The sequence below is a fragment of the Candidatus Accumulibacter sp. ACC005 genome (genome assembly GCF_907163215.1).
GTDB classification, from domain to species: domain Bacteria; phylum Pseudomonadota; class Gammaproteobacteria; order Burkholderiales; family Rhodocyclaceae; genus Accumulibacter; species Accumulibacter regalis.
In genome coordinates this window covers 13184-29084 of the sequence record NZ_CAJQUB010000013.1, presented here as the reverse complement: position 1 = coordinate 29084, position 15901 = coordinate 13184, and the positions used below count along the sequence as shown (strand labels likewise).

The window sequence follows — 15901 nt, the reverse complement described above, 5'->3', positions numbered from 1 at the left end:
GGGCTATCCGTGGCTACCCGGACACGTCGTTTGCCGAGCTCAACTGCAAGCCGCTTTCGCCGCTGCAACATGCCCTGCCCGGTTCGCGATCAGTCTGTTCGAGATTGCTGCCGTCGAATAGCAAGGTCATCGGATCCGGTTTGGTGCTGCCTGACACCAGCAGCAACCGCGACAAGGGCCGCACAATGCGTCTTTCGATCGCCCGTCTCAGTCCGCGGGCACCTTCGCGCAGGTCGAAGCCCTCGCGCATCAGCACGTCGTAGCCTTGATCGGTCACGGCCAGCATGACGCGCTTCTCGCCCAGCCGTTCCGTGACCTCGGCAAGCTGAAAATCTATGATCGCCCGCGCTGTGGCTCGATCGAAGGGGTGAAAGCAAACGATATCACCGATACGGTTGAGGAACTCCGAGCGCAGGGCTTCGCGCAAGGCGCGGACGATGCGCCGGCGGTGCCGGCTGGGGTCAGGCGCTGCTTCGGCTGCGGTCGCCTGAACGAAACCCATGCCGTCGCCGCTGCCGGACTCCACCCCGAGGTTGGTGGTCATGATGATGATCGCCTCGCGAAACGAGGCTGCGCGGCCGCGAACATCGGTGAGCTGACCCTCGTCGAGTACCTGCAGAAGAAGGTCGAGGACATCCGGGTCAGCCTTCTCGATCTCGTCGAGCAATACCACACTGTAGGGGTTGGAGCGTATCGGGCCGGTGAGCTGGCCATCACTGTCGTGGCCGACGTAGCCGGGCGGCGCACCGATCAGCCGGGAGACGGCATGTTTCTCCATGTACTCGGACATGTCGAGGCGTAGCAGGCGCCGTTCGGCGCCGAAGACGAACTGCGCCAGCGCCTTCGCCAATTCAGTCTTGCCTGTTCCGCTGGGGCCGGCGAACAGCAAGGCGGCGGCCGGACGCCGCGGATCGGCAAGCCCCGCCCGGCTGGTGCGCAAGGCGTCCGCCACGGCAGCGATGGCTTCCTCCTGGCCGAGAACGCGCTGGCGCAGAACGCTTTCCATGTCGAGCAGCCGCTGGCTCTCGTCGGTGCCCAGCGTTTCGATGGGCACACGGCAGCGCGCGGCGATCACTGCGGCGACGCGGGCGCGGTCAATGCGCGGTGTTGAATCGACGCCTGGGTCGCGGCGATGGAAACGGCTGCCGGCGCAGGCCTGGTCGAGGACGTCGATGGCCTTGTCGGGAAGGCACAGGTCGGGCAGATAGCGGATGGAGAGGTCCACCGCCGTTGCGAGCGCCTCGTCGTCGATGGTCACGGCGTGGTGAGATTCGAGTTCCTCGCGAAGACGCGCGAGGATGGCCAGGGCGGCCTCGCGATTGGGCTCGTCGATCCACACCAGCGAGAAGCGCCGGGCCAGCGCGGGATCGCGCTCGACATGGCGGCGGTATTCGTCGATGCTCGTGGCGCCGATGACCTGCAGCTCGCCGCGGGCGAGCGCAGGCTTGAGCAGGTTGGCGGCATCGGTGCCGCCTTCGGCATCGCCGGCACCGAGCACGGTGTGAAATTCGTCGATGAAGAGGATTGCCCCGGCCTGCGCGGCTTCGCGCACGATGTTTCCGAGCCGCTGCTCGAACTCGCCGCGGTACTTGGTGCCGGCGACCAGATCGCCGATGCCGATCTCGACCAGGCGAACATCCTCAAAGGCAGTGCCCAGGGTGCCCTCGCGCATACGCCGGGCAAGACCCTCGACGATCGCCGTCTTGCCAACACCGGCCTCGCCCACCAGCTTGGCGTTGCGCTTTTTCTTGCGCGCGAGCACGGCTACCAGAAGGTCGATCTCGGCATCGCGGCCGAGCACCGTGTCGAGCTTTCCTTCGGCTGCCAGCCGCGTGAGATCGCGGCCGATGCGGTCGAGTTCGGGCGTGGCTAGCGAGACTCGGGGCCGCCACCCGGGCGCGGGGAAAATCTCCGTTGCCGGCACGGCGAGACTGGTGCGCGCAGCGAAGACCTGTTGCCAGGACTCGCCGAGGCCCAATTCAGCGAGCAGGGAATGCCATGGCGCCCCGGCCAGCAGGCCGCCGAGCGCGTCGAGCAGATCGACCAGCGCGGGTTCGTGGCGGTGATGGGCGCCGGCAATCAGCTCCACCTGGCGGAACAGTTCGCGCGAAGCGCTGTCGCGGTGGATGACGACGAGCGAGGGTGGGCGCGGACCGGGCTTGTCGACCAACGCATGGAGTTGCTCGCGGAACACAGCCGGCTCCAGTCCAGCGCTGCCGAGCACGCGCAAGGCCTCGTCGCGCTCGCGCAGCACGCGCCGTATGGTGGCCGCATCCTCCGGCCAGGTCTCGTCGAGCTCGTCGCGCTCGAGCGTGCAGACGCGGCACACCGCGAGAAGGAAATGCGCCGGTTCGATCTTGCGCGAACTGGCCGAAAACGCTTCCTGGGCGGCAAGCGTCCACGCCAGCAGCAGTCCCTGTGAATAAGCCACCACGGACGCTCAACTTTCCAGTCAACAGGACAGCATGGGGTTCGGTTGGGCAGGGCCCGGTTTCTTCCTTGCCTCCGGTGCCTGTTCGCGTATGTATTGCCGCACTCTTTCGGTCGTCCAGGGAAAGTGGCGCGGGATCCCGAGATCATCCAGTCGCCTGGCGAACGCCTCCACGTCCTTGACGGCGAAATCGGCAGCCGCCAGTTCGGTAATCACTTGCAAATAGAAAGGCGCGAGAGCCTTGGGCGAATCGGACCAGCGGCTACGCGGCTCGGCGAGCGCCTTCATGGCATTCTCGATGCGCGTCTTCTGTGCCCTATCGGTCGGTGCGAGATCCGGCTTGGTCTTGCCGTAGCAGCGTGGAATGCACCAGTTATCCAGTCTCTGGTTAAGCGTGGTCACGCTGATTCCGAGTTGGGACGCCGCTCTCTTGTGGTCGCCCTTGAGCTCTTTCAATTTGATCAATATGTGGTCGAGGTCCCGCTCGTCCAAAGTTTCGGCCTTCACGTCCGTGGCGCCGTCGCCGTGTACTTGCTTCGGTAGTGCGAGGTCGTACACGTCGATCACGCCGCCGACAAATCCCCTCTGGAAAATTCTGTGGCTGCTACTGTTTCCGCTGGGGGTATGTTCCGGCGGCGGCGCGTAGTTTCCAGACGTCCTCTTCTGTCCAGCTACCCTACCCGCTTTTGCGCCATCGTTGTCATCCTCGACGGGCCCAAAATGACCTCTCGACTTTGCCCTCGCATAGGCGCTGGCGATGACGGCTTTTAGCGCACCCACGTTCTCGAACCAGTTGCAGCCCATCAGAGCTTTCCTCGCCCTCGCCGTCAGGCGCAGCGGTGCCGCCCCATCCTCGTCGGCTGCTGCAATCTCATCGAGGAAACAAACCGCGAGCATGGGAATGTCCCCGATGCGCTTCGCCAGTTCCGGAACGGTGATGACATCGCCCCGGAGCCGCCGAAGCAGCGCGCTGTCGAACTTGCCCAGCGCTACCAGTTCCTCGAGAGTCCGGTCCGTTGCGGAAATGATGCGCACGTCCACCGTTACCTTGCGCGCAGTAGCCATTGGCGTAAAAGACATCCGCGTACCGCCGATCTCACTCATACAAGCCTTCAGGGCCTGCTGCGTTTCTGGTGCCAGCGCGTGGACCTCATCGAGGAAAACTGTTCCGCCGTCAGCCTGTTCGAAAGCGCCAAGGCGCGTCTCCCTGAAGTTCATCATCAAGCCGCCGAACAATTCGAGATACTGCGCCTCGGCGGACGGATTGCCGCAATTTGGCGCTGCGAATTTCTCCGGGGAACTGCGCGACAATCGATGAATTTCTTCGGCTATGAAAGTTTTTCCAACTCCGGTCGGTCCGAGCAGCAGAACGCGTGTGATCCGGCTCGAAGCGGCCTGGTGGACTTCCTCCATCATCTTTCGAAACGCCTCACTCGCACCAACGACCCGCAACGGCCACGCCCGCGAACGGCGGGATGGCGTCGGTTTTTTGTGGGCATGATCGGTACTCATGCGCAGTACCCAGGCTGCCAATTCCGTGAGGAACTTCGCGTCGTTTTTGGTGAAGGACCTGGCGTTCGGCACATCGCGAACCAACGTCCAATCTCCCACCACTCTCGGGGGTTCCGTGCTGCGGTCGAGCAGCGGAACGATCATCTGCCGATCGGCAACAGCGTACCTGCCGGCAGCCACTTCGCCCCCGGCTGCCTTTGGCGCGTTAATCGGTGGGGCATCTGTGGGCAGCGAGATGCGCCCGCCTTCGGCCTGCATGCGAATCACGCTGTTCGTTGCGTTTAGGGCGTCGCCGACGCTTCGAGCCAGCAGATCCATTGCCTCGGTCCAACTGTGGTCTCGAACGAACTGCCCGCATAGAGCATCGACGATCGTCTTTCGCTCCTGATGTCCGACCTGCAGCGAAATCAAATCCTGCGGCGGATACGCCAGCGGCCGCAAAGGACTTAGTTCCGAACGAAATCCCGGTTTCGCTGCCGCCCGTTCGGGCAGGTTCTCGAACATGACACGATCCCAGGGACCCTTCTCCGGAGTCAAATCGATGTCGAGTCTGAACGTGCTCACGAAGGCCCGCGTCCGCCCTTCGAACGGCCACTGCTGGATGTCGATGGGATTGCCTTGGTCGTCGATGGAAGTTCCGTTTGTGGACCCGAGGTCCCGCAGAATCCCAGACGTCGGTTGCTCGGGGTCGCGAATGATCGCCGCGTGCTGCGCGGAAACATGATCGTGCGGATCGCGCAACTGGATATCGTTAGTGGGCTCGGAACCGATGGTGATGATCAGTTTGTCCTCGTTGAACAGATAGCTGTCGCAAACCTCGCGGTCCCCGGTGTCGCCGTCCCGATAGACCTGAATTCTCGCCTGGACATTCGTCGAACTCATGCTTCCCCTCTCTCTTCGTTCCGGCATCTGCGAAAACCGCCAAAGCAATCGACCGATACGGAGCATTATGCCGCAGCCACGTTGCTCCGTTCGAACGCTCGGCGGAATGCCTCGCGCCGGCTGTACCGACTGGCTGCGGATCATTTTCAGCAAATTCTGTGCCATCGCTCTGGGTGCGCCCCAGGGGTCTGGAGCCGTATGCTGCGGAGTGCACGGGGCGGCATGGCTGGGGCGGGCCGGTTGCCCGATCGATACCACTTCCAGGTTCCGGAGGCGGCGTTCCAATTTCTGCCGAGGTCGGGCATCAGGTCGGGGACTGGTCATGAGCCCCCGCTCTGCGCTAGAGTGAAAGCCGAGGGGAAGAGTGCGATGGGCGGAAATCACGAGGTGTCAAGGGCAATCCTGTTTGCCGACGTGTGCGGGTCCACCCGGCTCTACCACCGGCTCGGCGACGGGCCCGCACGGAAGCTGATCGGTTCGCTGCTCAAGGATCTCGTCGAGATCACCCGCCGCTACGACGGCGAGAAGGTCAAGACGATCGGCGACGAACTCATGAGCGCGTTCGCCGACCCGGATGCCGCCGCACTGGCCGCCAGGCAGATGCAACTCAGAGCCCAGGAACGCTGCCAGGACAGACCGCTGTCGGTGCGCATCGGCTTTCACTGGGGTTCCGTGATCCGGCTGAAGGACGACTATCTCGGCGACGTGGTCAATCTTGCCGCCCGCGTGGCGGGGCTGGCCACCGTCGAGCGCATCCTCACCACCCAGACAGTGCGGGACCGCCTGTCGGGCACCCTCCAGGAAAACATGTACCCACGCGGCGACAAAGCCCTCAAAGGCTTCGACACCCCGGTTGACGTGTGGGAGGTATTGTGGCGGCCGGCCACCGACCTTGCACCCGCGCGCTTCGCTGCGGACAATTTCGTCTTCGCCGACTCGCATCTGCGGCTGCGACACGGCGGCAGGGAATACGTCATCAACAAGACCAGCGAGCCGCTCACCATCGGCCGTATGGATACGAACCGGCTCGTGATCGACGACCCATGCGCCTCCAGCCACCACGCCGCCATCGAGTATTGGGGCGGGCATTTCGTGCTGCTCGATACCAGCCTCAATGGCGTGTACCTGCGCTTCGACGGTATGCCGGACACGTTTCGGGCACCGGGGCAGATCCATCTGCGCAAGTCGGGCACCCTATGGTTCGGCCGCTATCCACAGGATCCCGAAGCGGCGGCGGCGACCTTCGTGTGTGAGACGCGGGAGGCATAGCCGCGGCGGAGCGGCTTACCCCTCGCCTCGCGCCGCACCCCCTCAACGGATCGCCGGCCCCGCCTCGCTGAAATAGGAGAGGAACAGTTGGTGGATTTCCTCTATGCGGGCGAGCCACTGCTCGACTTCGACCAGGCCCCAGGCGGTCGGCGAGAGCGCGGTCTCGCGAGCGGCCAGCAAGGTTCGGTACTCCGTCCATCGCGCTTGCGGGATCCCCGCCGCAAGCGCGGTGAGCGCACCGAGCCAGGCACAGATCACGCGATTGTGCGGCTCTTTCAGGCGCATCCAGAGCGTGCCTGCCAAGTCAAAGGCAGCCTGTGCCTGCGCGTCGCACAGGTTTGCCTCGACTAGGTTGAGGACGCCCTGTTCGTTCTCCGGTTCGAGCTCGATCGCCCGCCGCTGATCATCGCGCGTCTGCGCCATGAGGCGGGTGGCCTCGGTGCGATCGTGCAAGCTGATGGCCCGCTACAGGCGCCATTCTGCGCACGCCTGCCAGGCGACGACGTTGGCGCCATCGAGCGCGATCACCCTGGTGCACAGTTCAATCGCCTCGGCAAGCTTCCCCTGCGTCCTGAGCGCGGTAACCTTGTTCACATACAAACTGGCCAAGTTGTTGGCCAGTTCGGGGCGGGTGTTCACCGGCCGAGGCGGATGCGGATGGCTTGCTCGCAGGCCGCGTTGGCCTCGGCGAACCGGCCCAGGTGTTGAAGCGCGATGCCCTTGTTCATCCAAGCACCGGCCAGGTCATTGGCGAGTTCGGGATTGGTGTCCACCAGCGGATTCCGAATGCCGATCGCGTGATTGTAGGCCGCAAGGGCCTCGGTCATCCGGCCCAAACCTGCAAGCGCGTTGCCCTTGTTCACCCAGGCACTGGCTAGGCCGTTGGCCAGTTCAGGGCGGGTGTTCACCAGCGGCGTGCGGATGCCGATGACGCGATCCCACGCCGCAATGGCCTCGGCAAGCCGGCCCAGGTGTTGGAGCGCGTTGCCCTTGTTCACCCAGACCGCGGCCAAATCATTGGCTAGCTCCCGGTGGGTGTTCGCCAGCGGCTCGCGGATGGCGATGGCGCGATCGTAGGCCGCGAGGGCCTCGGCGAGCCGGCCCAGGTTTTTGAGCGCGAGTCCCTTGTTCATCCAGGCACTGGCTAAGCTGGCGGCCAGCTCAGGGTGTGTTGTTACCAGCGGCTCGCCGATGCCGATGGCTTGCTCCGAGGCCGTGAGGGCCTCGTCCAGCCGGCGCAGGCGTTGGAGCGCGTTACCCTTGTTCCCCCAAGCCTTGGCCAGGTTGCTAGCCAGTTGGGGGTGGGCGCTCACAAGCTGCTCGTAGAGGCCGATGGCACGATCGTAGGCCGCGAGTGCTTCGTCAAGACGGCCCAGGCCTGCGAGCGCGTTGCCCTTGTCCGCCCAGGCATCGGCCAAGTCGCTGACCAAGTCGTTGGCCAGTTCAGGGCGTGTATTTACCAGCAGCTCCCGGATACTGGTGGCACGATCGTAAGCCGCGATCGCCTCGGTTAGCTGGCCCAGACTTTGGAGCGCATTGCCCTTGTTGGCCCAGGCACCGGCCAGTACGTTGGCGAGCCTGGGGCGGTTATTCACCAGCGGCTCGAACATGCCGATGGCGCGATCGCAGGCCGCGATGGCCTCGGCGTGCCGGTCTTGCCTTGCGAACGCGAGGCCCTTGGCCGCCCAAGCCACGGCCAAGTCGTTGGCCAGTTCGAGGCGGGTGTTCACCCGCGGCTCGTAGAGGCCAATGGCGTGATCGCAGGCCGCGATGGCCTCGGCGTGCCGGCCTTGGCTTGCGAACGCGAGGCCCTTCGCCGACCAGGCCACGGCCAGTTCGGGGCGGCTGTCCACCAACGGCTCGAAGATACCGATGGCGCGATCGTAGGCAGCGATGGCCTCGGTGATCCGACCCAAAAGAGCGAGCACGCCGCCCTTGTTATTCCAGGCAACGGCTAGGTTGCTGGCCAGTTCGGGGCGGGTGTTCACAAGCGGCTCGAAGATGTCGATCGCGCGATCATGGGCCGTGATGGCCTCGTCGAGCTGGCCCAGGTCTGCAAGTGCGTTACCCTTGTTCATCCAGGCAGTGGCCAGTTCGAGACCTGTGTCCACCAGCGGCGCGACGAGGTCGATGGCGCGATCGTGGGCCGCGACAGCCTCGTCGAGCCGGCCCAGGCTTTGGAGCGCGTCGCCCTTGCTCGTCCAGGCAAGGGCCAGGTAGTTGGCCAGTTCGGGGTGGGTGTTCACCAGTGGCACGAAGAGCCCGATGGCGCGATCGTAGGCCGCGAGGGCCTCGGCGAGCCGGCCCAAGTTTTTGAGCGCGACGCCCTTATTCTCCCAGGCACCGGCCAGGTCGTTCACCAGTTCGGGGCGGGTGTTCACCAACGACTCGAGCAGTTCGATCGCCCGGTGGTAATGAGCCAGTTGCCCGGGAGTGTCATCCAGCTGCTCGTGGATCAACGCCTTGTTCAGCAGCGTCATGGCAAGCTCACGCTCCCGGTCCTGGCGCGGAGCGGTGCCGACGTCCAATTGCTCAACCTGCGAGGCGAGGATGCGCCGCGCTTCCTCGTAGGCGGCCAGATCGGCCACCGCCTGCGCTCGCCGTCCTAGTCCCTCGCGCGGCAGCAGCAGCTTCTGCGCGGCGTCGGGTCCGACCAGCGAAACGATCAGCTCACGCGCATCCTCCCACTGCCCACCAAACCTGCTGCGCCTGTCGTGGGATTCCAGCGTGCGCCCGACGGCGTCCAGGAAGCGGGGCTCGTCGCGCCCGTGCGGCTGGCCGGCCTGTGTCAAGTACGCCCGCAGTTCTTCGGCGATCTTCCCCGCGCTTTCGGGGCGGTCGGTGGGTTTGGTCGCGAAGCAGCGGCGCAACAGCGCGGCCACGGGCTCGGGGATCGGCGGCAACCAAGGCTGCGGGTCGGACGCCACCGCCGTCGCCAGATTCTTCTTCACTTGGTCTGGATCAGGACCGTCCGGCACCGCCCCCCAGAACATTTGCAGCACGATGACAGCCCAGCTCCACAGGTCGGTCGGAAACTCGAGCGGCAATCTCTTGTGTTGTTCGGGTGATCGGTAGTAAAGGGTTCCCTCTGGGTACCCGAACGTCCCACCGGCGCTGGTCGCGCCGGTGAGGCCGAAATCACCAACCTTGACCAGCCCGCTTTTGGTCAACAGGACATTGGCCGGCTTGAGGTCGGCATGGGTCACTTTCCAGGAATGCAAGGCTTGCAGACCCCAGGCAATCTGGATGGCGATGTCGAGGATCGAGGCCAGGGAGGTGGGCTCCTTGCGCTTCTCCCAGACTTCCTTGCGCCGGTGCATCCAGTCGTCGAGCGAGCCGCCGTCGATGTAGTCGGCAAACAGATACAAGGCGTCGTCTTCCAGTCGCGGGAAACGAAAGGTGACGAGGTTCGGGTGCTCGGGCAGATCGATCCAGGTCTGCATCTCGCGCAGGAACAAGCGCCGATGGAAGCTGGCGGGCACCTCGCTCTCGTGCTGTATCCGGCCCGGCTCTGGCGGCGGGTAGTCGGCGAGAAGCAAGCGCTTGACGGCGTACTCGCGCAATTCGGGGACCCTGATGCTCAGCTTGAAGACCTGGCCGAACCCTCCTTCGCCGAGCGGCTCGTCAACGGTATAGCCGTCGAGGACTTCCTCCTTGCGTCTTAAGATTCCGGGACTGGCGGTCTGCACTCTCGCTCCAGGCCGCGTACCGCTGGCAAAGGGGGGAACCGGCGTTCCCGAAGGATACGAGTAGACTTCAGTCATGCGGAAGCCTCCTGGGTCGCTGCCCATAGGGTGGACATGGGCATTATGAGCACAGAAATTCTCCACCGCAAGCCGACCGGCTCATCGCTTCTGCCCAACGCCTTCACAGGTGCAGCGTTGCCGAAAACACGATGTACCTGCTGAAACAACTGGGCGACAGCTCGTACTCCCGTATCCGTCTTCTAGCGGCTACTGACCGAAACCCACATCCGGGCCGCTATCATCAACATCTTCACGCATCTGAGCATGCCGAAGTCCGTCCGCGTTGGCTAAATTGGCCTGCAGTATGAAAGAGTGCGACCAGTAGCCTTAGATAGGCTAATTAACCTTCTTGGCATCAAATATTCAGTGTACGTCCATTTATCAGCCGGCGGCCGTTTCTCTAAATTGAATCACAGCGTTTGTGTTCAGCGCTTGCAGTAGTCGTGATGGGCTTTTTTCGGAGTGCGAAGACTGGCCGACAGGAATCAATATCTGACCTGTTCTTTTGCGCCATTGGTCGTTGATGCAGTTACGAAGGTAAAATCTTTGCCCATCATCCAGCTTGCTTACCTTTATTTCCTGCCATATCGCGCACATGTCGTAACAGGCAGACCATGAATCTTGCAGGTGCAACGCATCTTCAATTATCTTCTCGAACTCGACAACGCGGCCGTCCAAGCAGTTGTGCAGGCGTTGTTCGAAGCTCTCTACACTGGTTTGCTTCGGAGCTAACTCTGATAACCACGAGTTTCCCAGTTCTGTGCGCGCGCTTGCCGGTTCGTTATCCAACATGTCGAACTGAGATTTTTCGTCAATAATAAAATATCCCATCATTTCCAACGTACCAGCGTTTATTTTCTGAATCCTATTTTTCTCTTTACTGGTCGACAACTTTCCTCTGTGTCGTGGAATAAAGACAGCGGTGACCGCCCCGTCAGTTATCGACGCGAAGATGTTTTGTGTGTGATTATTGATCTCGATTCCATTACCGTAGGATGCGTCGACACCATCGTTGAGGAGTTGCCATTCTCTTGCCACTCGGTCAGCGACAAACATAATGTCTTGATTGCTGGCTTGCTTACCATCCGCAGCCGAGATACGATAAACCGGTGCGGCCCATTTATACTTTTTCACCATAACATCCCGGAAGATAGTCAGTGGCGCATCTTCGGTAGCAGCGTGAAGCAAAGGTATCTCTGGAATGCAAAAGAACTGATAGTGTTGATGATAGATGGTGTTGCCACCCCAATGGTTGCAAGCTCCAGCGATGGAAACCACTTCCTCAATATCATGTTTGCTGGCGAATGCAAGGATATTGCTATGAATCACCATGACCAAGCGTATAAGATCACTGAACGAGTACGGCTGTGGGTCCATATTCATCACCGTCTCATTAATATTTGGAAAATCCCAAGCCAAGAAGTGACATACTTCTTGTGGGTCGCCAAAAGGCGCGTAGGTAAATCCGAACTGGTAGTTGCGCACTGTCTCTAGAAAAGCAGGCTCACCGCTTTTCTTTTCTGGGGAGGAGCAAGCAAGGGAATGATGAAATGGTGCAGAGTGGAGCGTCGCTTCATTAGGATTAAGTATTTGAACGGAGCAGTAGTTGCATTGTGATTTTTGTCTGATTATTTTTTGAAACCATTTTCTGTTTTCATTGGAATTCAAGTGGTCGGGCAAGAAAATGCTCTCGCCATCGATATCTGCGCTTGCCTGCGTCTGCACTCTTACATAGACTTCCTCGTTGTAATTCTTGAGATGCCCTTCTATCACCTTCCTCGACGTTGAATTCTTGAACTGGATTTGTCGATTGTTGATATTGGCACGAGTCAGAATTCCCTGCCCCTCCAATGATGCCAAGGCAAGGCGGACGTCGTCCTTTTTTATTGACGGATGCTCAGGGAAACTGAACGTTCCGATCAATCCATCCTCGTGATAAATTAACCAGGCGGGGTCTACTTTGGCGTTCATGATTTTTCGTTCAGTCAACTCCTTTACATTGCTACGGAATACCCGTGTCGGAACGTGAACGAAGATGTATGGGCAACTCTCCGGATCGTGAATTATGTCAGCATTGCGGGACGACTGGCCATTTTCGCTCAGAGGTATGTGTCCGATCGCTAGACCATGTAGCCAAGCGGCAAGGGTAGCGACGCCAATGCCGTCGGCGTTCACAACGTCTTGCAGACTCTCGCGCACCTTCTGCATATCCTTTTCTTTCGTGATGAGCGCGAATTTGTCTGAAATGGCTTCCATCAGGCTCTTTGGTTTGACCGAATTATCCATGGGGAATCTCCGTTACGCAGCGAAGTCAATCGTTTAAGATCAAGAATGTCTATGTGGTTGGCGCACCTTGGTTTGGTTGGGCCGGAGTCTGGTAAGCGCGCACGCGCACTGGGGCGGGGTTGGACCAGGAACTAGCCGCCAATGTGGGCAGAACAGTCATTGCCTAAGTCGGACTTGATCTGGTCCATGGGTGGAGGACGCGGCTTCGCCGCTAAACTTATACCAGCCACCTGCGCTTCCGCGTGGCAGCCAAACCAAGCAAACCGACGCCTAGCAGAGCGTGAATAGAAGGTTCCGGAATGTCGGCCGGAGGATATCCAGCCAGAAAACCGCTACCACTGGTGACCATGCCGAAGCCGAGAATCTCAACATCCAGCCTATTCGCACCGACTTCCCTGAACTCGCCAAGCAGGGTCGCTATAGCACTTTGTGATTCCAATACGCCGAACTCATTGGCAGCCGGGAAAAACGCCATCGGAATGATGGCACGATCTGCGCTGGCAATTGGATCTCCGGTGTTGGGAGTGTTTAGGATTGAAATTAATCGGCTTTCAGAGCCCCCGTATTCGGTGGGCGAAATATCGGAGCCGTCGAGGAATAGTGTGATTTGGTCAAGCGCCGTGCCGGGCTGCACCGTGCCGTTGTAAAATCGAATGGAACCCAGCACGAACGGCATTCCGATTTCGGTAACGAAAGGCGCGGCCGTGAATTCTAAACTGCTTTGCGGCGTTATCCCTCCTGGACTAGTGTAGCAATTGCTGAATCCATCGCAAGGTATGCCCCAGCTGACGGTTCTAGTCCCAAGACCGGACGCGACGGCGGGGGGCGCCGACGGAACCGGACTGATAAATGTTCCGGTATAGGCCCCGGAGATTGGTGTCGCATCGGCGGTATGGATCGTAGACCCTAGCAGTATGGAAAAGGCGATGGTCGAAAAGATCGAAGTCTGGTTCATTTGTCGGCTCCTCTTACGAGTTATTGAGAAGACGCATCCGGTCAATCGACGGATCGTCAGAGGGGAGCGATCGATTATTTCTGCATAGCGTACCTTTCACTCCCTTAAAATTTACTTAGCAAGCAACGTACCAGCAGCGCGAACTGCGGTTAAAAATCTTCAGATCCCCTTGCTCAGAGGGATTGAAGGTCGTTGTGACATATCGCAACTACGGCAGTCAAAGAAAAATGAAGTCAGGCATCCAAATTCTGGACATACTCATTCCAGTTTTTTTCGAGAAGTGGTTGAAAACCGGGTTTAGGTCGTTTCGTGTGCAACGGGCAAGAACGGGGCGAAGGGCGAGACGGGCAAATGAGTGAGCTTTCCAGCGATGAGATAGGCCATGGCGATGAAGTTCTCGACGCGGCGATAGCCACGTGCTCTTGCGCGCGCCTCCTGGAGCGCTCGATTCATCGCTTCGACACGGCCATTGTGCTTGCCGGGGTGAAAACCGTTGAGGACGCCAGGAAGAGATGCTTGGTGATCGTCCGGCCGAGGCGCTTGAAGGGTTCCAGTCGGCAGCGGCTGGCCCAACTGAGCCACGCAAGTTCCGCAGTTCGCCGGCCGTTTTTGGGTTGTGAGCCCGGAGGCGTCTTGTTGAATCAATCGGTTAGCGTAGGCTTTAGGTCGATTTTCCGAGATTCGTGTAGTGTCACGCATACTGACGTACAGCCTCTATATAAAGGGACGAAGCGTGATACAGTCGCAACATGTACACGCGCATCAGCCGATCTGGTGGCCGCAGCTACCTGCAGATTGTGGAGTCCTTCCGCACCGACACCGGTGCGGTGCGACAGCGGGTGATCGCCAACCTTGGGCGACTCGATCAACTCGAACCGAAGAAACTCGATCCGCTCATCGACGGCCTGAATCGCGCACTCGGGCGTAGCACGAACACCGCCGAGTCCGTCGAGTACGAGCGCGCGCGGGCCTTCGGGGATGTGTTTGCGTTGCACGAACTCTGGCAGAGCCTGGGTTTTGGCGCCGCGATCAAGCGTGCGCTGCGCTCTTCGCGGCGCAATTTCGATGCCGAAGCACTGGTGCGGGCGATGGTCTTCAATCGGCTGTGTGCTCCGGACTCCAAGCTCGGTTGCCTGCAGTGGTTGGAAACCGTGGCGATGCCAGGCATGCCGGAGTCGGTCACCCATGACCAGCTGCTGCGCACCATGGACGCGTTGATGGAGCGTGCCGAAGTGGTCGAGGCGCGTATCGCCGAGCAGCTGCGCCCGATGCTCGATCAACAGCTGTCCGTCGTGTTCTACGATCTCACGACAGTGCGCATCCATGGCGAGGGGCGACTGCCCGACGACCTGCGCGCCTTTGGCATGAACAAGGAAACGGGCGGGATCGCCCGCCAGTTCGTGCTCGGCGTGGTGCAGTCCGCGGAGGGGCTGCCGCTGATGCACACCGTGCATGCCGGCAACGTGGCGGAGACCAAGACGCTGCAGGGCATGCTGAACAAGGTGCTGGCGCGGTTTCCCCGTGCAGCGTGTGATCCTGGTGGCCGACCGGGGGCTGCTGAGTCTGGACAATATCGCCGAGCTCAGCGCGTTGGCCGAGGCGAGCGAACGCAAGCTCGAATTCATCCTGGCGGTACCGGCCCGGCGCTATGCCGAGTTGGGCGGCAAGCTGGAAGCGATGCACTTCGTCCAGGGGCTTGCCGAGGGAAGCTTTGCCGAGCAGCGTCTGGTGGTCGCCCACGACCCGATCCGTGCGGCAGAGCAATCGGCGCGACGACGCGAGCGCATCAAAACACTGGAAGCTTTCGCCGCGGAACTGGTGGCCAAGCTCGATACACAGGACGAAGGCAAGAGCGAACGCGGACGCCGCGCCACCGATCGCGGCGCCTATAGCCGCTTTCAGCGCGCCGTTTCAGAAGCCGAGCTGACCCGCTTCGTCAGGGCCGACTACCAAGCCGAGCGCTTCAGCTACAGTGTCGATGAGGAAGCGATCACGCGCGCCGAACTCTTCGACGGCAAGCTCGTGCTGGTGACCAATGTCGCCGAGCTGGCCGCCAGCGAGGTGGTCATGCGATACAAGAACCTCGCAGACATCGAGCGCGGCTTTCGCGTGCTCAAGAGCGACCTTGAGATCGCGCCCGTGTTTCACCGCCTGCCTGAGCGCATCCGCGCGCACGCGTTGATCTGCTTTCTGGCGCTGGTGCTCTATCGGGTCATGCGCATGCGGCTCAAAGCCGCCGGCAACGGCGCCAGCCCAAAGACCGCACTCGAGCTGCTTCGCCGCATCCAGAAGCATCGCGCAGCCATCGGCGAGCGCTCCTTCACCGGAATCAGCAAGACTACCCCGGAGCAACTCGATCTGTTCGCAGCACTGAGCCTTCCAAAGCCGTAAATACGGCTTGTAGTGTCATTTTTGCTTGTTCGCAACAAGCAAAATCAAGCGCTTACGCGTTTAACTGCGGAACTTGGGGGCGTCCGGCCTGTCGGCCATGACGCCACAACAGAAGGAGCCGTTCGAGACCGTCGCCCTGCCAGAACCGTCCGCCAAGCGTTTGTAGTGCCAATTTCACTTACGTGAATTGCGCATATTCAATGGCTTACGGGTTTATCTGTCGAACTCGAGGGGCAAGGACCCGGGTGAAGCCCGCTGTTCGACAACCGATGACGATGCGACGAACATGAAGATGGGCGATGGCGGATTTCGGCCGGCGTTCAACTTTCAGTACGTCACCGACACCGAAAGTCAGGTGATCATCGGCGTTGAGGTGGTGACTGTCGGCACCGATCAAGGCCACCCGAGTTCGACGTGCGCCGCCTTAGC

General features: G+C 60.9%; 8 protein-coding genes and 4 pseudogenes. 4 read left to right on the top strand and 8 right to left on the bottom strand.

The genetic code is table 11. The features are described 5' to 3' along the window. Window positions 1–13 precede the first annotated feature (13 nt). A complete protein-coding gene (locus QZ613_RS16535; RefSeq protein WP_291983275.1) occupies window positions 14–2434 on the bottom strand; it encodes an ATP-dependent Clp protease ATP-binding subunit in 2421 nt (806 codons plus the stop codon). Window positions 2435–2452: 18 nt separating this feature from the next. Further along, complete coding sequence (locus QZ613_RS16530) at window positions 2453–4825, bottom strand: sigma 54-interacting transcriptional regulator (protein WP_291983273.1); 2373 nt, start codon at window positions 4823–4825, stop codon at window positions 2453–2455. Between the two features lie 369 nt (window positions 4826–5194). Between QZ613_RS16530 and QZ613_RS16525 the strand changes: the two genes are divergently transcribed. Continuing rightward, window positions 5195–6094, top strand: coding sequence for an adenylate/guanylate cyclase domain-containing protein (locus QZ613_RS16525; protein ID WP_291983271.1), 900 nt, complete (start codon window positions 5195–5197; stop codon window positions 6092–6094). Between the two features lie 42 nt (window positions 6095–6136). On the opposite strand, the gene QZ613_RS16520 is transcribed toward QZ613_RS16525, so the two are convergent. Genes QZ613_RS16520 through QZ613_RS16510 form a run of 3 tightly spaced genes read right to left on the bottom strand, consistent with a single transcriptional unit; the run spans window position 6137 to window position 9858 of the window. After that, on the bottom strand, window positions 6137–6547 hold the full coding sequence (locus QZ613_RS16520; protein WP_291983269.1) for a hypothetical protein: 411 nt from the start codon (window positions 6545–6547) through the stop codon (window positions 6137–6139). A gap of 12 nt (window positions 6548–6559) precedes the next feature. Continuing rightward, window positions 6560–6733, bottom strand: coding sequence for a hypothetical protein (locus QZ613_RS16515; protein WP_291983267.1), 174 nt, complete (start codon window positions 6731–6733; stop codon window positions 6560–6562). Continuing rightward, window positions 6730–9858 (bottom strand): serine/threonine-protein kinase, encoded by a 3129-nt coding sequence (locus QZ613_RS16510; protein ID WP_291983265.1) that lies wholly within the window; start codon window positions 9856–9858, stop codon window positions 6730–6732. The genes QZ613_RS16515 and QZ613_RS16510 overlap by 4 nt, the downstream gene beginning before the upstream one ends. Window positions 9859–9962: 104 nt before the next feature. Between QZ613_RS16510 and QZ613_RS16505 the strand changes: the two are divergent. After that, window positions 9963–10131, top strand: a pseudogene (locus tag QZ613_RS16505) (IS5/IS1182 family transposase); the annotation flags it as partial. A 90-nt stretch (window positions 10132–10221) separates the two neighbouring features. Here QZ613_RS16505 and QZ613_RS16500 read toward each other — a convergent pair. From QZ613_RS16500 to QZ613_RS16490, 3 genes and pseudogenes are all read right to left on the bottom strand, one after another. After that, window positions 10222–12126: a hypothetical protein gene (locus QZ613_RS16500; protein ID WP_291983263.1), complete on the bottom strand. Its 1905-nt coding sequence runs from the start codon at window positions 12124–12126 to the stop codon at window positions 10222–10224. A gap of 217 nt (window positions 12127–12343) precedes the next feature. Continuing rightward, on the bottom strand, window positions 12344–13081 hold the full coding sequence (locus QZ613_RS16495) for a choice-of-anchor K domain-containing protein (RefSeq protein ID WP_291983261.1): 738 nt from the start codon (window positions 13079–13081) through the stop codon (window positions 12344–12346). Window positions 13082–13378: 297 nt separating this feature from the next. Beyond that, a pseudogene (locus QZ613_RS16490) lies at window positions 13379–13552 on the bottom strand (transposase); the annotation flags it as partial. 278 nt (window positions 13553–13830) lie between these two features. On the opposite strand from QZ613_RS16490, the pseudogene QZ613_RS16485 reads away from it, so the two are divergent. Both QZ613_RS16485 and QZ613_RS16480 read left to right on the top strand, forming a co-directional pair. Beyond that, a pseudogene (locus QZ613_RS16485) lies at window positions 13831–15472 on the top strand (IS1634 family transposase). A gap of 229 nt (window positions 15473–15701) precedes the next feature. Next, a pseudogene (locus QZ613_RS16480) lies at window positions 15702–15872 on the top strand (IS5/IS1182 family transposase); the annotation flags it as partial. Between the last annotated feature and the right edge of the window lie 29 nt (window positions 15873–15901).

Bases quoted from the DNA above. Each gene is read 5' to 3' on its own strand.
- QZ613_RS16495 (WP_291983261.1), bottom strand. From the start codon at position 13,081: ATGAACCAGACTTCGATCTTTTCGACCATCGCCTTTTCCATACTGCTA.
- QZ613_RS16500 (WP_291983263.1), bottom strand. From the start codon at position 12,126: ATGGATAATTCGGTCAAACCAAAGAGCCTGATGGAAGCCATTTCAGAC.
- QZ613_RS16530 (WP_291983273.1), bottom strand. From the start codon at position 4,825: ATGAGTTCGACGAATGTCCAGGCGAGAATTCAGGTCTATCGGGACGGC.
- QZ613_RS16510 (WP_291983265.1), bottom strand. From the start codon at position 9,858: ATGACTGAAGTCTACTCGTATCCTTCGGGAACGCCGGTTCCCCCCTTT.
- QZ613_RS16525 (WP_291983271.1), top strand. From the start codon at position 5,195: ATGGGCGGAAATCACGAGGTGTCAAGGGCAATCCTGTTTGCCGACGTG.